Below are 22867 nucleotides of genomic sequence, written 5' to 3'. Positions count from 1 at the left end.
AATCACTCTGACCATGGGCACGAGAACAGCAATGACCGAGGAACGCGTAGAGCACGTGTTGGCCGAAGTTCACGACGAATTCGGCAAGATCCGGGTACTTGAAGTGGCCGATTACCGCTTCCTGGAGTTCGGTGACGCCATCGAACAGAGTTGCACGTTCACGGCCGATCCGGCGTGGCTCGAATACGATTACACACGGGCCATGTTCATTGGCGCGCTCTGCCATCCGGCTCCGGAAAGCGCGCTGTTCATGGGGCTGGGCGCGGGCACGCTGACTCAGGCGTGTCTGAAGTTTCTGCCCCTGGACGACGTCGAAGCCATCGAACTGCGCCCCGACGTGCCGCGTCTGGCCATGGAGTACATGGGCCTGCAGGACGATCCCCGGTTGTATGTGCGCATCGGCGACGCCCTCGACCTGCTGCCGACCGCCGAAGACGCTGACCTGATCTTCGTCGATCTCTACACCGACACCGGCCCCGCCGTGGGCCATCTGGCGTGGGGATTTCTGGAGAAGTGCCAACAGCGCCTCAACCCCGGCGGCTGGCTGATCATCAATCAGTGGGCGTCGGACGATGGCAAGCCCTTGGGCGCGGCGTTGCTGCGCGGGCTTTATCACCGCCATTACTGGGAACTGCCGGTCAAGGAGGGCAATGTCATCCTCATCGTTCCCGCCGACCTGGATCAGACGCTGGACATCGACGCCCTGACCCAGCGCGCCGAAAGCCTCGCGCCCCAACTGGGCTATTCGCTGTTGCCATTGATCAAGACGCTGCGGGCCGCGACCTGATCAGCATCCCCTGAACAGCGGCGGGCGTTTTTCCAGCAGCGCGTGCAGGCCTTCTTTCGCGTCATCGCTGTCGAGCACGCGCCGGACCAGCGCCGGCAACGCCTTGGCCGCCACGCTTTCACCCTCGAGCACCGCCTGCCGGGCGGATTCAAGGGTGGTGCGGATTCCCAAGGGTGCCCGGTCGGCGATGCGCTGGGCCAGGCGCAGCGCCGAGGGGAGCAAGTCCTCGGGCGCCATCACTTCCTGCACCAGGCCCATGCGGCAGGCTTCGTGGGCGTCGAATTCATCGCCCGTCAGCAGCCAGCGCATGGCATTGCCCCAACCCGCGATCTGGTGCAGCCGCAGGGTCGCGCCGGCGCAGGCAAAAATGCCGCGCTGCACTTCCAGATGGGCAAAGCGTGAATTGCTCGCGCACAAATTGATATCGGAGGCGAGCATCAGCTCGATGCCCAGTGTCAGGCACCAGCCTTGGGCCGCGACAATCACCGGCTTGCTGACCCGCGGACCGATCGACAGCCCCCAGGGATCGTAACCGCCGGGCGGCAGCGTCCAGCCATCTCTCAATGCCGGCCCGGCCTCAGCCAGATCGAGCCCGCCGGTGAAATGCTCGCCATGGGCAAACACCACCGCGACCCGCGCCTGGTCGTTACGCTCGAACTCCCCGTAGGCCTGGCTCAACTGGTTGAGCATGTCCAAGTCAAAGGCGTTGCGTTTGGCGGCGCGGTCCAGGCCGATGAGCATGATTGCGCCGCGCTGTTCCCGGCTGACGTGGCCTTTGATCGAAGAGGTCATGTCGCTGTTTCCTGCAGATGAGGAGAAAGGAAGGGTGGGGTGTCGCACTGTTTGGGTGAATCGTTTAAGCTCTGCTCGCAACCGATACCGGGCACTTGAAAAGTAGACACTGACGCAGCTTTGCGCAAAGCCTGTGACAGTTGGCCGCAAGGGGCTGTTTCGCGAAAAAAATCCTCACTTGTTTCAGCATTTCCGGTATAGTGCGCGCCGGCCTTTCATAGGGCCCTCGTCACGGTATGGGTTCGCGAAGCCATCTTCTCGAACCGGTTCGGTCACGAACCACCCATGACGATCCATTCATCAATACGTTTTCGCAAATCCCCGCCGACAAAGCAGCCAGGGTGACTCTAGGGTCTTACACGGCACGCGCAGCTTTGAAGCATGGGTCTTTGCGGATGCACTCAGAGGCAGACCCATGACCCAGGAATCCGGCGGCTTCGCCGCTCTTAACCTTCACCCGACAATTCTTGCAGCTGTCATCGCTACCGGCTACGAAGAGCCTTCGGCCATTCAGCAGCAATCGATTCCAATTATTCTCGCCGGTCACGACATGATCGGTCAGGCGCAGACAGGTACCGGTAAAACCGCCGCCTTCGCTCTGCCAATCCTGAGCCTGATCGACCCGACGAAACGCGAGCCGCAAGCGCTTATCCTCGCGCCGACTCGTGAGCTGGCCCTGCAAGTGGCCACCGCGTTCGAAACCTACGCCAAGCAGATGCCGGGCGTGACCGTTGTGGCTGTCTACGGCGGCGCGCCGATGGGCCCACAACTGAAAGCCATTCGTAACGGCGCTCAAATCGTCGTCGCTACCCCGGGTCGTCTGTGCGACCACCTGCGTCGTGACGAAAAAGTCCTGGCAACCGTGAACCACCTGGTTCTCGACGAAGCCGACGAAATGCTCAAGCTGGGCTTCATGGACGACCTCGAAGTCATCTTCAAGGCCATGCCTGAAACCCGTCAGACCGTGCTGTTCTCGGCGACCCTGCCGCAGTCGATCCGCGCGATTGCCGAGCGTCACCTGAAAGACCCGAAACACGTCAAGATCCAGAGCAAGACCCAGACCGTTACCGCGATCGAGCAGGCTCACCTGCTGGTTCACGCTGACCAGAAGACCTCTGCCGTACTGAGCCTGCTGGAAGTCGAAGATTTCGACGCCCTGATCATGTTCGTGCGTACCAAACAAGCCACTCTGGATCTGGCCAGCGCCCTTGAAGCCAAAGGCTACAAGGCTGCTGCGCTGAACGGCGACATCGCCCAGAACCAGCGTGAACGCGTCATCGACTCGCTCAAGGATGGCCGTCTGGACATCGTTGTGGCCACCGACGTTGCTGCCCGTGGTCTTGACGTTCCGCGCATCACTCACGTGTTCAACGTTGATATGCCGTACGACCCGGAAGCTTACGTTCACCGTATCGGCCGTACTGGCCGTGCCGGTCGCGAAGGTCGCGCCCTGTTGCTGGTAACGCCGCGTGAGCGTCGCATGCTGCAAGTGATCGAGCGCATGACCGGTCAGAAAATCGCCGAAGTCCGCCTGCCGGACTCCCAGGCCGTTCTCGATGCCCGCATCAAGAAACTGACCAACAGCCTGTCGCCACTGGTCGCTGATGCCGAAGCAAGCCATGGCGAATTGCTGGACCGCCTGACTGCCGACATCGGTTGCACTCCGCGTGCCCTGGCCGCTGCTCTGCTGCGCAAGGCCACCAACGGTCAGGCGCTGACCCTGAGCGCGATCGAGAAAGAACGTCCACTGGTGCCGAACAACGCGCCACGTGGCGATCGTCCTGAGCGTCCAGCAGGCGACCGTCCTGACCGTGGCGACCGCGAACGTCGTGCTCCGGTACCGTTGGCCGAAGGCCGTGCTCGCTGCCGTACCGCGCTGGGTGCCCGTGACGGCATCGCTGCGAAAAACCTGCTGGGCGCCATCCTCAACGAAGGTGGTCTGGCTCGCGAAGCAATCGGTCGCATCCAGGTGCGTGACAGCTTCAGCCTCGTCGAGCTGCCGGAAGACGGCCTTGAGCGTCTGCTGGCCAAGCTGAAAGACACCCGCGTTGCCGGCAAGCAGCTGAAGCTGCGTCGCTATCGCGAGGACTGATCTGCTCTTGAGCTGATCGTCTAAATAAAAAAATCCCCGACTGGTTCGGGGATTTTTTTTGTGTGGGATTTGGTGATTTGCTGGGTTTGAGTGAGCACTCACTTTGAGCCGCGGTGATTATGCCTACGCGACGACGCCTATGAATAATGCCAGATGCGAGGGAAGGGGTGTCCAAGCAGTGATGAGAGCTCTGCAACTTGCTTATCAGTAAGAAGCCATTCGGCTGCTGCCATGGCATTAAGACTTTCGTGGCCGACAACACTGACTATCTGATCAGTCAGCGCTCTGTCCACTGCCAGCTCGTATTTCAAAGAATCGTCCGGATAATTATTCGGCAGAAAACCATTGATCTCTAAGTACATAGAGGTTGCTCCTATTTTTCAACTCTGCGCCCGGGTTGTACTGGCTTGGTTTGCTCGCCAGTAACGGCGTCAAACTCACCCAAGTGCTTACCTTGCTTGTCGTAAATCTCAAGCGCTCCATGTTGGCTGTCCCATTCCAATATACGGCCCTTACCATCTTTCCAGCGTTTGCAAAGGCCACCTCCGCCTTGGACCTTTGTTTTACCGGTCACTTTCACTGCATCCGGGAAGGCTTGAAGTCCAGGGGGAGGCGGATGATACCCATGATCCCCATTAAACGGCCGCGCATACACCACATACATCGACCTCAGCCCCGAATCAGCGGGGAAGACCAGGATGCAGTCTTCTGCGGTGATGTCGTCGCCTGGGAGGCCTTCGAGCTGGCTGTCGGTGTCGTCCGGGATCGGGTGGACGAGAATGGTACCTAAACGGACATCGCTGTTTTCAGGGTAGACCAGCGGTTCCAGCGTCCCGTATCGACCCCGGCGGGGCGTCATGAGAATGGTGACGCCGTTGAGATGGGCTTCCATCGCGCTTTTGTCGGCATTCCAGCGGGCTTGCACGGTGCGGACCGAATCGTCGCCTGATGCCTTGGAATGGATGCCGTAAATCTGCAACTCGCCTTCGGCATCACGGCGCAGCTGGAAACGCACCCGTGTTGTCACCTGAGTCAGGTTGCGCAATTCGTCGTCGGTGTAGAGCGTGCCGTCGCCCATCTTCCCCGGTAGCATCCCCACGATGAACAGACTCGCCGGTCCGCCTGCTCCGCGAAGCAGCCAGGTATGGCTGCGTTGCATGATGCCGCCGCCGGCCATACGTCCCAGGCCCATGTCCGCGCCGAGTGCAGCGGCAATGGCATCTGAGGCGGAAGGCAGCAGCATGGCGCCCGCCATCATGATTGCGCCGAAGTTGGAGGCGGGTTCTACGGTGGTTCCGGCGGCAGTACTGCACCATTCCCCGGTGCAGGATTTGGCGAATACCTTGTCGGTACGCTCCTCCGGCGCGGGCCATCGCTCTGGATTAATATCGATCATAGATGGAGGTGTCTGGCACACCGCCGGATGGCTTTTGATATGAGTAGGACCGGGTTCAGCCGGGAAAGCGTCAGGTGCAACACCGCAAAATCGATGTCGCCCACGCTGGCCTCTTCCCGGCTAAAGCCGGTCCCACATGAGTCTGCGTCGTCCGGGCTGGAGGTGCCGTATGAACTTGAACAGGTCGATCAGGGCGGCGTATCTGGCACAGCGCTGCCAGGCTTTTGATTTCAGTGGGACCGGCTTTAGCCGGGAAAGCGTCAAGTGCAACACTGCAAAACTGATGCCGACTGAACTGGCCTCTTCCCGGCTAAAGCCGGTCCTACGGGGTCGTCATAGCCCATTTCCTCATGACTCCTGGCCGAGTCGATCGACCTAGCCAAACCGGTAGATGTCCATCCCCAACGCACCCATCGTGAAACCCTGGTGCTCGATGCTGAACTGTCCGCCCGCCGCGCGAGCGAAATACAGCGGCAGCAGGTGTTCATCCGTCGGGTGGTTGCGCGCGGCGTGCGGTGCCTGGTTTCGATAGTCGTGAAGCGCTTCCAGATCGTCTGCCGCCAGCTTCTCCACCATCCAATCGCGAAACGCCAAGGCCCACGGTGTGATGCTTTCAGGTCCCGCCTGCCAGTCCAGCTCTCGCAAGTTATGGGTGATGCTGCCAGAACCGATCAGCAAAACGTTTTCCTCACGCAGCCGATTCAGCGCCTGCCCGACTTGCGTCTGCAGGGCAGGGCCCATGCGCGTGGGCAGTGAAACCTGCACGATGGGAATGTCGGCCTGCGGGTACATCAACGACAATGGCACCCAGACCCCGTGGTCGAACGGCCGTTGGGTGTTCATGCGCGCCGGCAGGTCAGCCTCCGCCAGCAGCTCCAGTACGCGGCGTGTCAGCTCCGGCATGCCGGGCGCCGGATACTGCACGGCGAAAAGCTCGGGCGGAAAGCCGCCGAAGTCATGCCAGGTCTCCGGCTGCGGATTGCCGTTGACCAGCAGCTCGTTACTTTCCCAATGCGCCGAGACAATCACGATGGCCTTGGGGCGCGGCAGGGTGGCGGCCAGACGCGCAAGTGCCGGTCCGCTCTCACCCGGTTCGAGCGCAAGCATGGGCGAGCCGTGGGAAATGAACAGGCTAGGCAGCATTTGCAGTGTCCTGAGCGTATAAGGTGAGGGGCATGATCGGGCAGTACATCCATCTAAATCTAATATAAGTTTTCGTCCGTTTTGATCGGTATATCAGGAGTGTGTATGGAGCCGCGTTTTTGGCATGAGCGCTGGGCGATCAATCAGATCGGTTTCAATCAGGCCTCTGTGAATTCGCACCTGCTGCGCCTGTGGGCAGAGCTCACCGCCATGCCGGGGGAGCGCGTGCTGGTGCCGTTGTGCGGCAAAAGCATCGACATGATCTGGCTGCTCAACCAGGGTTTTCACGTGGTGGGTGCGGAATTGTCTGAAATAGCGGTGGCCGGATTCTTCAGCGAGAACGGCTTGCAGGCGACGATCGAGGAGCGGGGTGCGTTCAAGGTCCATCGTACGGAGAGATGCGAAATCTGGTGCGGCGACTTCTTTGCCCTCAAGCCCGAAGACATCGGTGACTGCACCGCCTTTTATGACCGTGCCGCCCTGATCGCGCTGCCGCCGGACTTGCGCTGGCGTTACGTCAAACAGCTCAATCATCTGCTGTCGAACGATGCCTGCGGCTTGCTGGTGACGCTGGACTACGATCAGTCGCTGATTGCCGGCCCGCCGTTCTCGGTTGATGAGGACGAGGTGCTGCAGTTGTTGTCCCCCGATTGGCGAGTCAAGCGCGTCGCGGATCTGGACGTGCTGGAGCAGGGCGTGAAGTTCAAGCAGGCGGGCGCGACGTCCCTGATGGAATATGCGTACCGGCTGTACCGACGATAGGGCAACGCGCACAACTGGGTACACCGACAAAAGAAAAGGGCGACTTCAAGTCGCCCTTTGTCATTGCAGCCCTGGCAGCATCAACCGCGGCGACGAAGTGCCTCGATGCGCTCTTCCAGCGGCGGGTGGCTCATGAACAGCCCGGCCAGGCCGTGCTTTAAACCACCGTTGATGCCGAACGCCGTCATGCTCTCAGGCATTTGCACCGGAACGCCCTGTTCCGAACGCAGGCGCTGCAGCGCGCTGATCATCGCGCCCGTACCGGCCAGGCGGGCACCGGCGTCGTCGGCGCGGTATTCACGCTTGCGCGAGAACCACATGACGATGGCACTGGCGAGGAAGCCCAGCACGATTTCGGCGAAGATGGTCGCGATGTAGAACGCGATGCCACGGCCTTCTTCGTTCTTGAAAATCACCTTGTCGACGAAGTTACCGATGATCCGTGCGAAGAACATGACGAAGGTGTTGACCACGCCCTGGACCAGCGCCAGGGTCACCATGTCGCCGTTGGCAACGTGACCGATTTCGTGAGCCAGCACCGCTTTCACTTCATCGGGCGAAAAACGTTCCAGCAGGCCCTGACTGACTGCGACCAGCGCGTCGTTCTTGTTCCAGCCGGTGGCAAAGGCGTTGGCCTCGTAGGCAGGGAAAATACCCACTTCCGGCATCTTGATGCCCGCATCGCGGGACAGTTGTTCTACGGTCTGCACCAGCCATTGCTCATGACGGGTGCGGGGTTGGGTAATGATCTCGGTGCCGGTGCTCATCTTCGCCATCCACTTGGAGATGAACAGCGAGAACAGCGAACCGGCGAAACCGAACACAGCGCAGAAGATCAGCAGCTGATTGAGGTTCAGATCAACCCCGTTGGCCGCCATGAACCCGTTGAAGCCAAAAAGGCTCAGGGTGATGCTGGCAATCAGCACGACCGCAAGGTTAGTGGCCAAAAACAGCAAAATGCGCATCATGGTTAAGAGTTTCTCCTCGGGAAGAATATGTAACGTACTGCGGGGGTATATAAGGTGATGTCGGGGCGTATTCAACCGGGCGATCATTTCAAACTGTGTCGTCTGGCGCCGGCACGGCAATATAGGCCATCAGCGAGAGGGTAGGGGCAGAGCGATGGGGCTCAAAACCGTAGGAGCCGGCTTGCTGGCGAACCCGGTGCGTCAGGTAACATCGTCGTCCCTGATCAACCGCGTTCGCCAGCCAGCCGGCTCCTGCAGCACGCAATACTACTGCTTGTAGGTCTTCAGGAAATTCCCGATCCGGCCAATGGCCTGTTCCAGATCATCCACACGCGGCAGCGTTACTACGCGGAAATGGTCCGGCCACGGCCAGTTGAACGCCGTGCCCTGAACGATCAGCAGTTTTTCAGACAGCAGCAGGTCCAGCGCGAACTTCTCGTCGTTGTGGATCGGGCAGACTTTCGGGTCGATGCGCGGGAAGGCGTAGAGCGCGCCCATCGGCTTCACGCAGCTGACGCCCGGAATGTCGTTGAGCAATTCCCAGGTCCGGTTGCGCTGTTCCAGCAGGCGGCCCGGCGGCAGGATCAGGTCATTGATGCTCTGATAGCCGCCCAGCGCGGTCTGGATTGCGTGCTGGCTCGGCACGTTGGCGCACAGGCGCATGTTCGCCAGGATGTCGATGCCTTCGATGTAGCTCTGCGCGTTGTGCTTGGGCCCGGAAATCGCGATCCAGCCCGAGCGGAAACCCGCCACGCGGTAGGACTTCGACAGCCCATTGAAGGTCAGGCACAGCAAGTCCGGTGCCAGCGAGGCGGTGCAGATGTGCACGGCGTCGTCATAGAGAATCTTGTCGTAGATCTCGTCGGAAAAGACCACCAGATTGTGCTGACGGGCAATCTCCAGCATCCCCAGCAACACTTCACGGGAATAGACAGCGCCGGTCGGATTGTTCGGGTTGATGATCACCATCGCCTTGGTGTTCGGCGTGATCTTGGCCTTCATGTCCTCCAGATCAGGCCACCAGTTGGCCTGCTCGTCGCACAGATAATGCACCGGGTTGCCGCCGGACAACGCCACGGCGGCGGTCCACAGCGGGTAGTCCGGCGCCGGCACCAGGACTTCATCGCCGTTGTTGAGCAGGGCCTGCATCGACATCACGATCAGTTCCGAGACGCCGTTGCCCAGATAGATGTCTTCGATGCCGACACCTTCGACCTGCTTCTGCTGGTAGTACTGCATCACGGCCTTGCGCGCGCTGAACAGGCCTTTGGAATCGCTGTAGCCCTGCGCCATGGGCAGATTGCGGATGACGTCCTGCAGGATTTCGTCCGGCGCCTCGAAACCAAACGGCGCCGGGTTGCCGATGTTCAGCTTGAGGATGCGATGGCCTTCCTCTTCCAGGCGCTTGGCGTGCTTGAGCACCGGCCCGCGAATGTCGTAGCAGACGTTGGCGAGCTTGTTCGATTTGCTGAACTGCATGGTGATTGGTCCCGAAAAAAGACGGCCCGCTGTATGAAGAGGCGCAGACCGCTGAGCATGACGCCATCAAAATGGGTTTGTACGCGAGAAACGCGGGTGACAGACTGGCGTCCAACGAAGGCGCAATCATACGTGCCACCCGATCCGTGGAAAAGGCGCAGATCGGGCTTTTTCATTTACGGAGGTCTACCCGTGGCTAAGCTGGATAAAACCCTTGAAGAATGGAAAGCGATGCTCGATCCGGAGCAGTACAACGTCTGCCGGCTGAAGGGGACGGAGCGTCCATTCAGCGGTAAATACAACGAAACCAAGACCGATGGCGTTTACCACTGCATCTGCTGCAACGAACCCCTGTTCGATTCGACCACCAAATTCGATTCGGGCTGCGGCTGGCCGAGCTTCTACGCGCCGCTGGAAGGCAGCGCAGTGGTCGAAGTGCGCGACGTCAGTCACGGCATGATTCGCACCGAAGTGGTCTGCAGCACATGCGACGCTCACCTCGGCCACGTATTCCCGGACGGCCCGCCCCCCACCGGTCTGCGCTACTGCATCAACTCCGTGTGCCTGGACCTGGTCCCACGCGACGCCTGATGCAGGCCTATCACCAGCAACAATGGGATAGCGCGCCAAACAGTGGCGCGCTAGCTTTGCGGTTTACTACTTCGAGGCATCGCCATGAGCGACGAACTGCTGAACATTCCGGCGCAAACGATCAAGGGCGAACAAAAGACCCTGGCTGATTTCGGCGGCAAGGCGGTACTGGTGGTGAACACCGCCAGCAAGTGCGGTTTCACGCCGCAATACAAGGGCCTTGAGGAATTGTGGCAGGGCTACAAGGATCGCGGGCTGGTGGTGCTGGGCTTTCCGTGCAACCAGTTCGGCAAGCAGGAGCCCGGCAACGAAGGCGCGATTTCCGAGTTTTGCGAGCTGAACTACGGGGTGAGCTTTCCGCTGTTCAAGAAGATCGACGTCAACGGCAGCCATGCCCACCCGCTGTTCGTGCAGCTCAAGAAGCGCGCGCCGGGGCTGCTCGGTTCGGAAGGCATCAAGTGGAACTTCACCAAGTTCCTGGTGGGCCGCGACGGCAAGCTGGTCAAGCGCTACGCCCCATTGACCAAGCCGGAAGACATCAAGGCCGACATTGAAGCGCTGCTGAAGGAACAGGCGGCCGGTTGATCGAAGTCGCTTTCAATGCGGCTGTTCCACGGGGATCCACTGATCCAGCAATGCCATCAATTCTTCGCGACGAAACGGCTTGGCCAGGTAGTCACTCATGCCCGCAGCCTTGCAGTGTTCGCGCTCTTCCGGCATCGCGTTGGCCGTCAGCGCGATGATCGGCAGATCTGACCAGCGGCCGCTCTCCCGGATTCGTCGGGTAGCGTCATAGCCGTTCATCACTGGCATGTTGCAGTCCATCAGCACCAGATCGAAGTGATCCTGCTCAAGCTGCTGCAGCGCTTCGGCGCCATTGCTGCTGACGACCACATCGCAACCGAGCTTGCTCAGCATGCCTTTTGCCACCAGCTGATTAACCGGGTTGTCCTCTACCAGCAGAATACGCGCTCGATGGGTGGGTGACGGGTCGCTCAGTTCCTGGTTGATGCCTGCCTGACCGTCGGCGTCCAGAGTTCGCGCCAGGCTCTGATGCAACACATTGCGCGAGAGTGGCCGCGCCTGTTGCTGCAGCGGTGCCAGGGCCGCGACCTGCTCCTCGGGCATGAAATTGCCGTAAGCCGTCACCAGCAACACCGGCACCGTGCACGCCTCGCGGATAGTCACCAGGCACTCCGGACAATCGGTGATCAGCAGGTCCGCGTCGGCATCGGGTGTCGCGCTGTCGGCCAGGTGCTGACAGGTGACGCCCCATTCCGGCAGCAGTCGGCTCAGCATTTCCAGCAAACCGCTGTCGGCGTCACTGGCCACCAGCACCTTGCCTTTCAGCAGCGGCCATTGCAGCGCAGGGGTGTGTGTCGGCAGCGGCAGGTCCACGCGGAAGCGGCTGCCCACGCCAACCTCAGACTCGATACTCAACTGCCCGTTCATGGCATCGGTCAGATTGTGGGTCAGGGTCAGGCCCAGGCCAGTCCCGCCGTACTGCCGGGTGATCGCGGCCTCGGCCTGGGTGAACGGCTGAAAAATCTTCGCCTGGGCATCCTGCGCGATGCCGATGCCGGTGTCGCACACCTCGATGCGCACGTGGTGACCCTGCTGACTTAGGCGCACATCCACGCGCCCGGCGCGGGTGAACTTGAGCGCGTTCGAGAGCAGGTTGCTGACGATTTGCCGCACCCGCGTCGGGTCACCCAGCACGGACGCCGGGAAGCGCGGCTCGATCAGGCAGGTCAGCTCGACATTCGGCGCCGCGTTTTGCGACAGCAGGCTGGCCGTGTCTTCGATCAAGGCGGCCAGATCGAACGGAATGCGCTCAAGCTCCACCTGGCCGGCGTCGAATTTCGACAGGTCAAGGATGTCATTCAGCAGTTCGACCAGCACCTTGCCCGAATCGTGGGCAATGGATAGCTGCTGGCGCTGTTCTGCACTCAGCGGGCCATCGAGGGACAGGGCCAGCATGCCCAGCAGCCCATTGAGCGGCGTGCGGATTTCATGGCTCATGTGGGCCAGAAACGCCGAGCGCGCGTGGGCCATGTCCAGCGCCGTGCTGCGCGCGATCTGCAGCTCTTCGTTGGACTGGCTGAGACGGGCATTGCTGGATTCGAGCTGGTTGGTGCGCGCCGAGACGATGTCTTCCAGTTCGTTGAGATGGTCGGTGAGCCGGTTTTCCGCCTCCCGCCGCCGCGCGAACTCACTGGCAACGCTTTCGAACTGCCGATTGGTGACCGCCACCAACACGCCGATTTCGTCATTTTCGTGACCATGCGGGCAGGGCACCGGCGGTTGAACGGGGCTGCTGGGATCACGTTCGGACAGCGCACGAATCATGCCCGTCAGTGGTTTGGTCAGGGTGAAATAAAACAGCGCCAGCAACAGGCCGGCCAGCACCAGGCTGCGCACGAAGCCGTTGATCAGGGTGATCACTGCCCGCTGCAAGAAATGGCTGCCAAAGGCGAAGGTGTCGACATCCAGGTGCAAGGTGCCGATGGACTCATTGGGGATGTGGTCCAGGTTCAGCAGGTCTTCGAACTGCCGACTCCCGCCGAACAGGAAATCACTGACCACCCGGTAAGCGCTCTTCGCCAACGGTCGTGATACGGCAGCGAGTTGAAGGTTGTTGTTATCGGTCAGCCGCGCGCCGACCACGGCCGGGGAGTGGAGCAGGCCGAGAGTCAGTTCTTGCGCCAGTTCAGCGTCGAGGTTGTAAGCAATGCGCGAGGCGGGGTTGTGACTGATTTGCAGCAAGGAGCGAATTTCACGATCGATGGACGCGTCTTCGCTGGCATAATCCATGGCAATTTGAAACAGACTGAGCAGCGTGCCCAATACAAAGCCGATAAGCACAGTCAAACGGGCCTGTTTGAATGACAGCCGGTGGGTGATCGCTATATCCATAAAGGCACTGTCACTTCTTGTGTCCGTCGCGTGGCAAGCATAGCTGATCGCGGCCGGGCGTTAACCCGTTAAATCAAGGAGAAATCGTGGATTCTCGATTGAACGCATTTCTGGAGCGCGCCGAGTCGGTACTGGCGCGTCTCGAACCTCTGTTGCCTGCCGTGCGGCAGCCCGTGGACTGGGAAGCGACGCTGGCCGCGCGTTGGGTGCATGAAGGCCGTGGCGGTTATCTGATGCCGCTGGAGGTCACCCTGGACATGCGCCTGTCCGACCTCATCGGCGTCGACCGTCAGCGTGAGCAACTGGGCCGCAACACGCAGCAGTTCATCGATGGCCTGCCCGCCAACCATGCGCTGCTCTGGGGATCCCGTGGCACGGGCAAGTCGTCGTTGGTCCGCGCGTTGCTGGCCGAGCACGCCAAAGCCGGCCTGCGCCTGATCGAGATCGAGCGCGATCATCTGGGCGATCTGCCGCGTGTGGTCGAGCAACTGCAGAAGTTGCCCCAGCGCTTCGTGTTGTTCTGCGATGACCTGTCGTTCGAGTCCGGCGAAGGCGACTACCGGGTGCTCAAGAGCGTGCTTGATGGCTCGCTGGAACAGGCGCCGGACAATGTCCTGCTGTACGCCACGTCCAACCGCCGCCATCTGGTGCCGGAGAAGGAGAGCGACAACGCTCACTGGCAGCGCGGGGACGACGGCGAAATTCATCCGAGCGAAGCCGTTGAGGACAAGATCGCGCTGTCCGATCGTTTCGGCCTCTGGCTGTCGTTCTATCCTTTCACCCAGGAGCATTTCCTGGATGTGGTGGAGCACTGGATCGGCGAGCTGGCGACCAAGGCCGGCCTGCAATGGCAACGCGATGAAGCGCTTGAGATCCACGCCGTGCGCTGGGCAACCGGCCGGGGCAACCGCAACGGCCGTTGCGCGTATCAGTTCGCCCGTTACTGGGTTGGTTTGAAAATGCTGGAGCAAGACGCATGATCGATTTGAATTCCGCAGGCGAGGGCCTTGATGGCTACCGCCTGCTCGCTGCACAACTGGAATCCCTGCTGGCGGACGAGCGCGACTTCATCGCCAACGCTGCGCAGTTTTCGGCCTTCCTTTATACCCAACTCGACGACCTGAACTGGGCAGGCTTCTACCTCAATCGCAATGAAGAGCTGGTGCTGGGGCCGTTCCAGGGTCAGATCGCCTGCGTGCGCATCCCGTTCGGCAAGGGCGTGTGCGGTACGGCGGCGCAAAGCCGCGAAACCCAGCGTGTAGTCGATGTCCATGAGTTTCCGGGACACATCGCCTGCGACAGTGCTTCCAATAGCGAATTGGTGGTGCCACTGGTTAAGGATGGTCAGCTGATTGGCGTTCTGGATCTGGACAGCCCGAGCGTGGGGCGATTCAGCGAGGAGGATCAGGCGGGGATTGAGCGGCTGGCGGCGATCTTCTTGAAATCAACCGATTGCTGAAGTGAAGCCCTGACGCCTGACGCACCGCGCTGCGCGGTGCGTCAGGTTTAAGCCATCAGTCGTAGATGGCTTTCTTTTTCCACTCGGCGTCGGCGTCTACAACTTTCAAGCCTTCGGTCAGCTCGTTATTGTCGTCTTCGGTCGGTGCGATGGTGTCCAACACCATCGAGTTGGCCTTGGCCAGCTGCCGTTCCATGGCCTGCAAGTGGGTTTTCCACGGCGCGGGCTCAGGCTGGTTTTTCAAATATTGAACGCCGCGCTCGAAGGCCAGACGGGCCTGGCCGGGCTGCTCCTGACTCATCGCGTGCTGGCCCAGGTTGTTGAAGAACTCAATGTGCAGCAGCACCAGCAAGTTGCGGATCTCGCGGATCCAGTGCTTGGCTTCAGCCGTTTGCAGGAAACCGTCGTGGGCCGCCCGCGTCACCTGGCCGTGCATGGCTTCCAAAAGGAAGCGCACGTCCTTGGCCTTGGCTTCGGTCTGAATCGGGCTGGCCGGGTTGCTGATCGTGATCGCATCACCCTGGGCCACCAGCGCTTCGAGTTCAGTCTGGCGTTCCTGAAGGTTCGGGTTGTTCCTTTTTTCCAGCGCGATCAGGCGTTTGACCACGTTCAGCTCCAGCCGGACCAGCAGCAGCTTGAGCGCCGGCGTCATCAACTGACCGGGGAAGGTTTCCGACAGCTCGCTGCAGCGGCGCAGCCGATCATTGAGCTCGACCAGACTTCGCGCGCGCTCGACCTTCTTGCCTTCTGCAACATGGTTCAGGTAGCCGAAGGCTATGAGGAGCACGATGCCTGCTACGACGAACAGGGTGATAATGAGTGGTGTCACCGCACAAGCCTCAATCAAGTAATTTGCGCGAGTGTAGTGGCTATCCACTATCGCGGGAAGATGGTCCTGTCGCTCCGCCTGATATTCCCCACGGCGGCCGACACTCGTGTATCGGCCGTCCATTGCCTAAATAGAGAGCGAAGTCATTGATTTGAATATATTTTCACTGGGGGGTTGACGACCCCTATATCCATCCATAGAATGCGCGCCACTTGCAGCGTAAAGCACACAGCAGAGCGTAGCAGGAAGTGAATGTTGTAGCGTGTCCCCTTCGTCTAGTGGCCTAGGACACCGCCCTTTCACGGCGGTAACAGGGGTTCGAGTCCCCTAGGGGACGCCATTGCGGGAATAGCTCAGTTGGTAGAGCACGACCTTGCCAAGGTCGGGGTCGCGAGTTCGAGTCTCGTTTCCCGCTCCATTTTTAAGCAGCTTTGCTTTCGGGCGAAGTTGAGTGAAACCAGAAAGCCTCTTCGGATGTGTTTCTGGAACTGGAACACAACACCATGGTGTTTCCAGGCTGTGTCCCCTTCGTCTAGTGGCCTAGGACACCGCCCTTTCACGGCGGTAACAGGGGTTCGAGTCCCCTAGGGGACGCCATTTGCGGGAATAGCTCAGTTGGTAGAGCACGACCTTGCCAAGGTCGGGGTCGCGAGTTCGAGTCTCGTTTCCCGCTCCAAATTCTCCAAAAACGCCGCTCAACAGAGCGGCGTTTTTGTGTGTGCGGGATTTGTATGCCCATTCCCACCTAGTCATAACGAGTTATAGCATCAAGCGAGCGGAATCGCCCTTTGGCCAAACCAAATCAAGCGGAGTGAGAGACGGGCTTGAGCTCGCCCTCGTTCACTTGTGCGCTACCTTCGGATTTAGCTGTCCGAAGGCTGTTCAGTTACTTATTTCTTGCTCATTTAATTGGTAGGGCTCCCGCAGTTAGAAACAGGCCGCGCGCTGACGCAGCACTCACAGCCTGCTGCCGATTTACTGAGCCAAGTTTGCGTGTTGCGTTGAGCAGATGAAAGTCGATGGTGCGCTCGGAACAGGTCAGGATCTGGCTGATCTCCCACGTGGTTTTACCTACGCTGGCCCAATATAGGCATTCCATTTCTCTGGGAGTTAGATCGTGGCGCGGTTGGGCAGGCCTCTGCCGCTGGTTGCGCATTCCTGTAAGCAAATAGGGGATCAGCATGAACAGCCGAAAAACAGCCGGGCTCGAGAAGTTCTCGTGCTCTGTGGTTGGGCTGTCCTCGAAAGCCACACTCAGCGTTCCACTTTGTGATTCATAACGTAGCGGCACACTGAGGCCGCTCCGCAGGCCATATCGCTCACGTTGCTGCCAGAATTGACGTGATCGACCACGAGCGCGCCTGCGTGCTTTCTCCCAAAACAAAGGCACTAGGTCTCTTCGGCAATGCCGGAGAATAGGGTCTATCTCGATTAACCTATCCCCTCGATATTCTTCTAACCACTGCTGGGGAAATGTAGTAATGATGCCAGCGAGAGGATCGGCCTCTGCAGGTAAGTTTGGTCCCAGGCTGACGAGGTAGCGGGTGAAGCCGAGCTCGCGCATGACTTTATTCAGCAGGCGTTCCCAATCGGAGCGGTTAGCGTCTGTGGCTAGCCTCATGATCGCAGTTATGGATGAGTTGCTCCCGACTTGGCCTTGATCGCTGGTAGGGGCGTTTTGTTTTTCCATGCACGGGGTCCTCTTGTAGTAGCAGGGTGAAGCCTTCGGAGCAGGAAGATAAGGGCCTATGTCCCTCTGTCTGCCTTACTGCTGCACGTAACATCTGACGAAACTGCGGAACAGCTCCAATCCGTCTTCAGTCAGGATGCTTTCAGGATGAAACTGCACTCCCTCAATTGGCAAGCGACGGTGCCGCATGCCCATTACATACCCATCATCGATGGATCTAGAGCTGATCTCCAGGCAGTCGGGGAGGTCTTCACCGCTAACCATCAGAGAGTGGTAACGCGTAGCCTTGATGGGGCGCGCCTGCGTATGACCATAGATGCCCTTGCCATCGTTCTCTATCTCGCTCACTTTGCCATGCATAACGTGCGGAGCTCGGCAAACTCGGGCGCCGTATGCCAAGGCGATGGCTTGATGGCCTAGGCACACGCCAAGCAGCGGTAAACGGCCTTCGAAGTGTCTGATCACCTCGATATAGCCAGCATCTGCGGGATGCCCGGGGCCTGGCCCCAGCACACAGAGGTGTGGCGCGAAAGCCTCAATGCGTCCGATTAAATCTGGTACATCGTGACGCTCGACCCGGGTTTCCAAGCCCAGCTGTTCCAGATACTGGCTGATGATGAAGACGAAGCTATCGTAAGCGTCGATCAGGAACACTTTCATAGTGCGATCTCCTTACCGGTCACCGCCCGATATACAGAACCCATCTTATAGAGCGTCTCTTTCCATTCAGCCTCGGCGACCGAGTCGGCTACCACCCCAGCGGAAGCCCGCAGATGGTAGGTTCCGTTGTCAAAAACCGTCGAGCGAATGCACAGAGTTGTATTTACGCTTCCATCGAATCCAACCAGGCCAAGGGCACCGGCGTAGATACCACGTCGATTACTCTCTATCCGGTCTATCAACTCCATCGCTTTTACCTTGGGCGCGCCGGACATTGTTCCAGCGGGGAACGAAGCCTTGATCACGTCGTAAGCGTCCAATCCTGAGCGGAGCAGGCCGCGAACGTTCGAAACCATGTGGTAGAGGTGCGAGTACTCTTCAACCAGCATGAACTCGTCCACTTCGAGCGAGCCAGGCTGACATACCCGACCTATGTCATTGCGGCACAAGTCGATGAGCATCAGGTGCTCGGCACGCTCTTTCTCCGACCGGGTCAATTCCAGAACAAGCTCATTCGGATCAGCGCCGGGCTTTTTGCCGACGGTTCCGGCAATCGGTCGCATTTCAATCAAGTCGTCCTTGATTCTGACAAATAGCTCGGGGCTGGCGCCGATCAGATCAATCCCGCCTACATTGGCGAGATACATATACGGCGAGGGGTTGCGGAGGCGGAGGGTCTTGTAAACATCGACCGGCGATACCGGCGAGCGAATCTGGATCTCATGGCCGAGTTGGATCTGGTAGACGTCTCCGGCTCGGATGTGCTCCATCGCGACTTCGACGCGGTTGCAGAATTGCTCCGGAGTAACGGTATGAATTTCCTCGAACGTCTCTGGATACTGTGGCAGATCCGCCGCTGTGCACGCAGAGCCAGTGTTGAGGAAAGGGTAGTCCGTCAATGCACGGGCGTCCCATAGTGAGTGATTGTTGATCAGCGTTTCGACAATCCCATTGTCATGGAAGTAAACCAGTGTCTGATACACCGATAGCGCGATGAGCGGGTAGCTGTAGGTCTGTTCCGCCACACTCGGAAGTCGCTCGATTAGGCGAACGCAGTCGTAGGAAAAGTAGCCAAAGAACGCCAAGCTGGCAGAAGCATTGCGCGCGGGCAGGAATGTGGCTTGGATGATCCTCAGGATGTTCCACGCTGACTCACTATCAGGCAGCCGAATTTTGAGGTCGTCGTCGATGTGCACCCCTTTTTTCTTTAGGGCAGAGGATAGATATTCGCAAAGCGCGGCACACCCTCGAAGTTCTGCGTGGTCTTTCTCAATACGCACTTCAAAAAGGGGTTCGAGCCCTATAATTGTCGCCCTACGATCACGGCTAGGGCCAGACAGTGACTCAAGAATGAATACAGATTCACGCCCAAACTGTTTCAAAGCACTTGTATATATTCCAAGGACATCGGAGCAATGTCGCTCTTCGCGACGGATTACATTCACATAAATTGAATTTTCACTCACGGGTTTTATCGCTTTTCAGATGAAATGATTGGGACGACTACGTCGTGAGGATGATCGCAAAGTCTCAAATATTTGATATCCAGTTGGCTGTTGATAAAGCTTAAATGCCTATGGCTTACCTTGGTTGAATCATGCTCGATAAGCGACATTCGTCGGATCGCAATCGGACTGAGCGTGCAGCATACTTTAGGAAAGCTTCGATTTTTTTTCAGGGTGGCCAATGTGCTGAGCATATACGAAGCTAAACGGAAATCAGCGACGCTATATATTACTTTTGAACATGGCTGGGGTCTTCAGGTAGCAGTTGTCGAGACGGCTGCGAGAGGAGCTTATAGGGGAAATGTGATGATGCATATAGACATCCTAGTCTTCGCCAGCACTACGAGCACAGGTGGCTGTGCGGCGAAATTACCAGTGGGTCGGGAGGCTGTCAACCGCCAGGAATATCAAACCAGTTATGGAACTTTTATGTCGACAGATGCAGAAAATCGCGCCAGGAAATTTAATCGCGCGTGCTTTTAACAAGAAAGTGTTGCGCGCACAACTGTTGGATAGCACAGCTGGGTGTTTGTTTTTTTCATCGCTAACGTAGCAGGTGTTGAGTTCCAGTCACCTCCAGAGCAGCGCGGCCGAAATGAAAAAACATTTGGACACATTCAAGCAACAATACGATGCCATTCATCATGCTTATTGGAACGACTCTCTCAGTGACATTGCGCTGGCTGCATGGCATCAGGAGAAACTGCGAGAAGTTGTTGGACACGTGAAGCAGTCCTCACCGTTCTATGCCAGGCACCTGGCTCAAGTCGACGAACGCTCGCTGACCTTGAATGACCTATGTACTTTGCCATTCACGACCAAGGATGACCTGCGCGAGGCAGGTTTCGAGATTTTATCCGGCCCGCTAGAAGACAGCATTTTCTATTACGAGACCACGGGTACAACCGGCCCCTCCACCCCATGCCCCCGTGACCGAAGGGAAAGCTACGCGAGCAATCGCCAGTTGGTCATGGCCTATCAGTCCGTGATCGAAAAACATTTCGCCGACGAGAGAACGGTCGTTGGCATCATGGGACCCACGGAGGTCCACTCTTTCGGTGACACCTTGGGCGACGTCTGTACTCAGCTTGACCTGTGCAGTGCCAAGATTTGGCCTCACTCACCGGTAATTGGTTGGCCAAAGGCCCTGCAGCTACTGAAGGATCTGCGCATCGGAGTACTCGCCTCCGCACCGGGTCTTTTGCTTGCTATGGCGAAGGAGGCCGAGCAGCAGGGCTTTAATCCGCGCGTCGATTTCGCTTTACGCGCGTTCATGATGAGCGGCGAACTGTGCACGCCTGCGTTGAAAAACAATCTCTACAGCTTGTGGGGGGCACAAGCTTACAACAGCCTCTACGGCTCTCAGGAAACGATGGTAATAGCGGCCTGCAACGCCAATGACCAACTGGTACTGCATCGACTCAATTACCTCATCGAAGTGCTCGATCCCAAGTCCGGGAAAAGCCTTGGCAGCGAGGGCGAGGGCGAGCTGTGCGTGACGATGCTTATTCCAGGCAGTAAGCCGTTGATCCGCTACCGGACTGGCGATCTCGTCTCCATTCAGTCACGCCTTGGCTGTACACAGTCGATGCGACAGACAGTCAAGGTGGTCGGAAGAATCAAAGATGCCGTTCATTTGAACGATCGCCCGTTTTCGGCCGCCCAGATTGAGCAGGCACTCCTCGAAGGTGTCGAGCAGTGCCTTGGCTATCAAATTGTTCTCAGCCGCGATAATGACCGCGATACCGTCATCGCTAAGCTCGAGATGTCGCGTTTTTTCAGCGGAGATTGCGGACGGCTGGTATTGCTGATCAAGGAGCGTCTGCGCGAGCGGCTGGGAGTAGAAGCTACGGTGATGGTAGTGGGTGATCTTGGCGAACATGTAAATCTTGGCAGTTGGTTCAGCTGGAAAGAGGCCCGTATTGTTGACCAGCGCCAGAGCCGTTGGGGTCAACAGTGAGTCTGTCTGTGCAGGTGATTGGCACCGCGAGTGAGCTATTCGAGTCCGTAATAGAACTGAGGCGTCGCTACCTGGGAACTAATCCTGCAAGGGAGGATGACTTCGATCGAAGAGAGGCGCTGCGTGACGCCTCGTCGTATCACCTGATCTACCTCGACACTGATGAGATAGTCGGAACGTTGAGAGTCACCCCGCTGGGCCATGGCCTGAGCTTCGTAGAGCGGGCAGTGGATGTGCGCCGCTATTTCCAACATCCAACAGATGCTTTTGATGCAAATCGTCTCGTCCTGGACGAGCGATACCGCGGAGGAAAGCATCTGCGCATGTTCTTGCTGCAGGCGGCCATTTGGCTCAAAGCCAACACGCATCTGCGATTTATCTCGGCTTTATGCCGCGGTCAATTAGCTGCTCTGTACGTAGGCTTAGGCGGGCGGGTGCTGATGGACGATGTCGCTTGGGCTGGGGAGCAGGCCGAGCGGCGCTATAGCCTCGTATATCTAGAACTTGAAAGTCTTTACAACAACGTAATTGGAGCTAATTGAAATGGAAACATTCTTTAAGGAACTTGACGCTGTCGTCGAGGAAGGTTGGGCTCAGATTAAACATGGAGACTTTTGGAATTACAGCCTAAGTAACCCCACTCCACCAGCCCTCTATCAACAGCTTATGCTGCAGGTGTACCACTATACCCGCTACAACTCTGTCAATCAGGCTGCTTGTGCCTTCAGTGCGGATCCTGGGGATACTGCTTTACTGCGCTTTGTTTACAAACACGCGTTGGAAGAACTGGGCCACGAGCGAATGGTACTGCGCGACCTTGAGTCGGTAGGGCTGTTGCCACGAGAAATGCCTGCGCCTTTGGCCCCGACCCAGGCCCTCATTGCCTTCCTCAACGACGTGGCCATCCGCAAGGGCCCGATCGCGCGACTGGGCTATAGCTACTGGGCTGAGGATGTCTACGAGCACATCCAACCCATCTTAGAGAGCTTCCGCGCTGCGCTTGGATTGAAAGACGAGCAGATGACGTTCTTTGTCGCCCACTCGGCCATTGATGAGAAACATTCGGAGGAAGTGCGTTTGGCCATGCAGCGTGCGGTCAGGACCGATGAAGATCGCCGTCAGATTAAGGAAGTGGCGCGCGTCACGCTTTGGCTGACCGGACAGTTAATGGAAGAGGCGCTGCGAGCCTATCAAGTAAAAGAACCACTGCAGGAGGCGTACCCAATATGCACCTGACGATCATAGTCGGCTCCAGCCGACCTTGTGGTGTCAGTGCACGCGTGGTGGCTTTGGTGCGCCGTCACTTGGGCGACGAGATAGGGGTCGACGACATTTGGCTCAAGAATTACCGGATCGAATATTGCGACGCCGATAATGCCTGTTCAGACCAGGACTGTGCGATTCAGGACGACGTTAAACAATTAGTCGCTCGGCTAGACCGCGCCGATGCTGTGCTCTATCTCCCTGTCATGCACGCCTATGGTACCAACAGTCGCTTCCAGGCGTTTCTGGAACGGGTGGGCTATGGGTTTATGCGTCCACGTCAACGTCCTCTGAGCGATAAGCTCGCGGCAATTGCGGTGGTAGGCAGACGCTATGGGCACACGGCCGTTTTTTCTCAAGTTGTACTGAATGTACTGCTCAACAAGATGATTCTTGTTGGCTCGGGATTTCCCGCGTGTTTCCAGACGCATTTGGCTCACGATCCCGAAGCGGAGCAAGCCTTATGCGAGACCTTGGACCGGCTGTGTGAGCACCATCGTCGACTTAATTCCATAGGGGCTGCCAACCGTAGGCCTGAAAAAGGTCATCAGTCCATGCACTTTCATAACGGATAA

Annotated in this window: 22 protein-coding genes and 4 tRNA genes; 15 read left to right on the top strand and 11 right to left on the bottom strand. The window is 58.4% G+C overall.

Annotation, left to right across the window (positions count from 1 at the left end; genetic code table 11):
• Window positions 1-31: 31 nt before the first annotated feature.
• Window positions 32-787: a spermidine synthase gene (locus tag L4G42_RS17215; RefSeq protein WP_237253106.1), complete on the top strand. Its 756-nt coding sequence runs from the start codon at window positions 32-34 to the stop codon at window positions 785-787.
• Here L4G42_RS17215 and L4G42_RS17210 read toward each other — a convergent pair whose 3' ends face one another.
• Window positions 788-1579 (bottom strand): crotonase/enoyl-CoA hydratase family protein, encoded by a 792-nt coding sequence (locus tag L4G42_RS17210; RefSeq protein WP_237253105.1) that lies wholly within the window; start codon window positions 1577-1579, stop codon window positions 788-790. It lies immediately after the preceding gene.
• 415 nt (window positions 1580-1994) lie between these two features.
• On the opposite strand from L4G42_RS17210, the gene L4G42_RS17205 reads away from it, so the two are divergent.
• Window positions 1995-3671 carry a DEAD/DEAH box helicase gene (locus L4G42_RS17205; protein ID WP_192172776.1) on the top strand — a complete coding sequence of 559 codons (1677 nt, stop codon included), beginning with the start codon at window positions 1995-1997 and terminating at the stop codon, window positions 3669-3671.
• A gap of 137 nt (window positions 3672-3808) precedes the next feature.
• On the opposite strand, the gene L4G42_RS17200 is transcribed toward L4G42_RS17205, so the two are convergent.
• From L4G42_RS17200 to L4G42_RS17190, 3 genes are all read right to left on the bottom strand, one after another.
• Entirely contained in the window at window positions 3809-4033 is a 225-nt protein-coding gene (locus L4G42_RS17200) for a pyocin S6 family toxin immunity protein (RefSeq protein ID WP_237253104.1), read from the bottom strand.
• Window positions 4034-4044: 11 nt separating this feature from the next.
• The gene (locus L4G42_RS17195; protein WP_237253103.1) at window positions 4045-5067 is read right to left on the bottom strand and encodes a colicin E3/pyocin S6 family cytotoxin; all 1023 of its coding nucleotides are present in this window, start codon (window positions 5065-5067) and stop codon (window positions 4045-4047) included.
• A gap of 375 nt (window positions 5068-5442) precedes the next feature.
• Window positions 5443-6210: a DODA-type extradiol aromatic ring-opening family dioxygenase gene (locus tag L4G42_RS17190; RefSeq protein ID WP_237253102.1), complete on the bottom strand. Its 768-nt coding sequence runs from the start codon at window positions 6208-6210 to the stop codon at window positions 5443-5445.
• A gap of 105 nt (window positions 6211-6315) precedes the next feature.
• On the opposite strand from L4G42_RS17190, the gene L4G42_RS17185 reads away from it, so the two are divergent.
• Window positions 6316-6972, top strand: coding sequence for a thiopurine S-methyltransferase (locus L4G42_RS17185; RefSeq protein WP_237253101.1), 657 nt, complete (start codon window positions 6316-6318; stop codon window positions 6970-6972).
• Window positions 6973-7052: 80 nt separating this feature from the next.
• On the opposite strand, the gene htpX is transcribed toward L4G42_RS17185, so the two are convergent.
• Window positions 7053-7940, bottom strand: a complete 888-nt coding sequence (htpX, locus tag L4G42_RS17180) for a protease HtpX (protein WP_237253100.1) — start codon at window positions 7938-7940, stop codon at window positions 7053-7055.
• 267 nt (window positions 7941-8207) lie between these two features.
• Window positions 8208-9419: a pyridoxal phosphate-dependent aminotransferase gene (locus tag L4G42_RS17175; protein ID WP_122535600.1), complete on the bottom strand. Its 1212-nt coding sequence runs from the start codon at window positions 9417-9419 to the stop codon at window positions 8208-8210.
• 192 nt (window positions 9420-9611) lie between these two features.
• Here L4G42_RS17175 and msrB point away from each other — a divergent pair, with 192 nt between their 5' ends.
• A complete protein-coding gene (msrB, locus tag L4G42_RS17170) occupies window positions 9612-10010 on the top strand; it encodes a peptide-methionine (R)-S-oxide reductase MsrB (RefSeq protein WP_237253099.1) in 399 nt (132 codons plus the stop codon).
• Window positions 10011-10094: 84 nt separating this feature from the next.
• Entirely contained in the window at window positions 10095-10595 is a 501-nt protein-coding gene (locus L4G42_RS17165; protein WP_237253098.1) for a glutathione peroxidase, read from the top strand.
• A gap of 12 nt (window positions 10596-10607) precedes the next feature.
• Here L4G42_RS17165 and L4G42_RS17160 read toward each other — a convergent pair whose 3' ends face one another.
• Window positions 10608-12926 (bottom strand): hybrid sensor histidine kinase/response regulator, encoded by a 2319-nt coding sequence (locus L4G42_RS17160; protein WP_237253097.1) that lies wholly within the window; start codon window positions 12924-12926, stop codon window positions 10608-10610.
• An 86-nt stretch (window positions 12927-13012) separates the two neighbouring features.
• Between L4G42_RS17160 and L4G42_RS17155 the strand changes: the two genes are divergently transcribed.
• A complete protein-coding gene (locus tag L4G42_RS17155; RefSeq protein WP_237253096.1) occupies window positions 13013-13906 on the top strand; it encodes an ATP-binding protein in 894 nt (297 codons plus the stop codon).
• Window positions 13903-14385, top strand: coding sequence for a GAF domain-containing protein (locus L4G42_RS17150; RefSeq protein WP_237253095.1), 483 nt, complete (start codon window positions 13903-13905; stop codon window positions 14383-14385). The genes L4G42_RS17155 and L4G42_RS17150 overlap by 4 nt, the downstream gene beginning before the upstream one ends.
• A gap of 55 nt (window positions 14386-14440) precedes the next feature.
• Here L4G42_RS17150 and L4G42_RS17145 read toward each other — a convergent pair whose 3' ends face one another.
• A complete protein-coding gene (locus L4G42_RS17145) occupies window positions 14441-15214 on the bottom strand; it encodes a hypothetical protein (protein ID WP_237253094.1) in 774 nt (257 codons plus the stop codon).
• Window positions 15215-15478: 264 nt separating this feature from the next.
• On the opposite strand from L4G42_RS17145, the gene L4G42_RS17140 reads away from it, so the two are divergent.
• The 4 genes from L4G42_RS17140 (at window position 15479) to L4G42_RS17125 (ending at window position 15890) form a co-directional block, all read left to right on the top strand.
• Window positions 15479-15554: transfer RNA gene (locus tag L4G42_RS17140), tRNA-Glu, on the top strand.
• A gap of 2 nt (window positions 15555-15556) precedes the next feature.
• Window positions 15557-15632, top strand: a tRNA-Gly gene (locus L4G42_RS17135).
• A gap of 103 nt (window positions 15633-15735) precedes the next feature.
• Window positions 15736-15811: transfer RNA gene (locus tag L4G42_RS17130), tRNA-Glu, on the top strand.
• Window positions 15812-15814: 3 nt separating this feature from the next.
• A tRNA-Gly gene (locus tag L4G42_RS17125) sits at window positions 15815-15890 on the top strand.
• A gap of 225 nt (window positions 15891-16115) precedes the next feature.
• Here the strand turns inward: L4G42_RS17125 and L4G42_RS17120 are convergent.
• The 3 genes from L4G42_RS17120 to L4G42_RS17110 form a co-directional block, all read right to left on the bottom strand.
• The gene (locus L4G42_RS17120; protein WP_237253093.1) at window positions 16116-16904 is read right to left on the bottom strand and encodes a helix-turn-helix transcriptional regulator; all 789 of its coding nucleotides are present in this window, start codon (window positions 16902-16904) and stop codon (window positions 16116-16118) included.
• Window positions 16905-16979: 75 nt separating this feature from the next.
• Window positions 16980-17564: an anthranilate synthase component II gene (locus L4G42_RS17115; protein WP_237253092.1), complete on the bottom strand. Its 585-nt coding sequence runs from the start codon at window positions 17562-17564 to the stop codon at window positions 16980-16982.
• Window positions 17561-19030 carry an anthranilate synthase component I family protein gene (locus L4G42_RS17110; protein ID WP_237259743.1) on the bottom strand — a complete coding sequence of 490 codons (1470 nt, stop codon included), beginning with the start codon at window positions 19028-19030 and terminating at the stop codon, window positions 17561-17563. The genes L4G42_RS17115 and L4G42_RS17110 overlap by 4 nt, the downstream gene beginning before the upstream one ends.
• A 634-nt stretch (window positions 19031-19664) precedes the next feature.
• Between L4G42_RS17110 and L4G42_RS17105 the strand changes: the two genes are divergently transcribed.
• The 4 genes from L4G42_RS17105 to L4G42_RS17090 are packed head-to-tail and all read left to right on the top strand — an operon-like array spanning window position 19665 to window position 22867.
• Complete coding sequence (locus L4G42_RS17105) at window positions 19665-21029, top strand: phenylacetate--CoA ligase family protein (RefSeq protein WP_237253090.1); 1365 nt, start codon at window positions 19665-19667, stop codon at window positions 21027-21029.
• Window positions 21026-21571 (top strand): GNAT family N-acetyltransferase, encoded by a 546-nt coding sequence (locus tag L4G42_RS17100; protein ID WP_237260971.1) that lies wholly within the window; start codon window positions 21026-21028, stop codon window positions 21569-21571. The genes L4G42_RS17105 and L4G42_RS17100 overlap by 4 nt, the downstream gene beginning before the upstream one ends.
• A 1-nt stretch (window position 21572) precedes the next feature.
• Window positions 21573-22265: an iron-containing redox enzyme family protein gene (locus L4G42_RS17095; protein ID WP_237259742.1), complete on the top strand. Its 693-nt coding sequence runs from the start codon at window positions 21573-21575 to the stop codon at window positions 22263-22265.
• On the top strand, window positions 22256-22867 hold the full coding sequence (locus tag L4G42_RS17090) for a flavodoxin family protein (RefSeq protein WP_237253087.1): 612 nt from the start codon (window positions 22256-22258) through the stop codon (window positions 22865-22867). Before L4G42_RS17095 ends, L4G42_RS17090 begins: the two co-directional genes overlap by 10 nt.

The sequence above is a fragment of the Pseudomonas petrae genome (assembly GCF_021728295.1).
GTDB classification, from domain to species: Bacteria; Pseudomonadota; Gammaproteobacteria; order Pseudomonadales; family Pseudomonadaceae; genus Aquipseudomonas; species Aquipseudomonas petrae.
Note: the sequence above shows the minus strand (reverse complement) of the source record. Positions and strands in the feature narration are given on the sequence as shown.

Excerpts from the sequence above, each read along its gene's own strand:
- L4G42_RS17160 (WP_237253097.1), bottom strand. The coding sequence starts at position 12,926 with ATGGATATAGCGATCACCCACCGGCTGTCATTCAAACAGGCCCGTTTG.
- L4G42_RS17115 (WP_237253092.1), bottom strand. The coding sequence starts at position 17,564 with ATGAAAGTGTTCCTGATCGACGCTTACGATAGCTTCGTCTTCATCATC.
- L4G42_RS17175 (WP_122535600.1), bottom strand. The coding sequence starts at position 9,419 with ATGCAGTTCAGCAAATCGAACAAGCTCGCCAACGTCTGCTACGACATT.
- L4G42_RS17200 (WP_237253104.1), bottom strand. The coding sequence starts at position 4,033 with ATGTACTTAGAGATCAATGGTTTTCTGCCGAATAATTATCCGGACGAT.
- L4G42_RS17190 (WP_237253102.1), bottom strand. The coding sequence starts at position 6,210 with ATGCTGCCTAGCCTGTTCATTTCCCACGGCTCGCCCATGCTTGCGCTC.
- L4G42_RS17195 (WP_237253103.1), bottom strand. The coding sequence starts at position 5,067 with ATGATCGATATTAATCCAGAGCGATGGCCCGCGCCGGAGGAGCGTACC.
- L4G42_RS17185 (WP_237253101.1), top strand. The coding sequence starts at position 6,316 with ATGGAGCCGCGTTTTTGGCATGAGCGCTGGGCGATCAATCAGATCGGT.
- L4G42_RS17095 (WP_237259742.1), top strand. The coding sequence starts at position 21,573 with ATGGAAACATTCTTTAAGGAACTTGACGCTGTCGTCGAGGAAGGTTGG.
- L4G42_RS17215 (WP_237253106.1), top strand. The coding sequence starts at position 32 with ATGACCGAGGAACGCGTAGAGCACGTGTTGGCCGAAGTTCACGACGAA.
- L4G42_RS17165 (WP_237253098.1), top strand. The coding sequence starts at position 10,095 with ATGAGCGACGAACTGCTGAACATTCCGGCGCAAACGATCAAGGGCGAA.
- L4G42_RS17210 (WP_237253105.1), bottom strand. The coding sequence starts at position 1,579 with ATGACCTCTTCGATCAAAGGCCACGTCAGCCGGGAACAGCGCGGCGCA.
- htpX (WP_237253100.1), bottom strand. The coding sequence starts at position 7,940 with ATGATGCGCATTTTGCTGTTTTTGGCCACTAACCTTGCGGTCGTGCTG.
- L4G42_RS17105 (WP_237253090.1), top strand. The coding sequence starts at position 19,665 with ATGAAAAAACATTTGGACACATTCAAGCAACAATACGATGCCATTCAT.
- L4G42_RS17090 (WP_237253087.1), top strand. The coding sequence starts at position 22,256 with ATGCACCTGACGATCATAGTCGGCTCCAGCCGACCTTGTGGTGTCAGT.
- L4G42_RS17205 (WP_192172776.1), top strand. The coding sequence starts at position 1,995 with ATGACCCAGGAATCCGGCGGCTTCGCCGCTCTTAACCTTCACCCGACA.
- L4G42_RS17150 (WP_237253095.1), top strand. The coding sequence starts at position 13,903 with ATGATCGATTTGAATTCCGCAGGCGAGGGCCTTGATGGCTACCGCCTG.
- L4G42_RS17120 (WP_237253093.1), bottom strand. The coding sequence starts at position 16,904 with ATGGAAAAACAAAACGCCCCTACCAGCGATCAAGGCCAAGTCGGGAGC.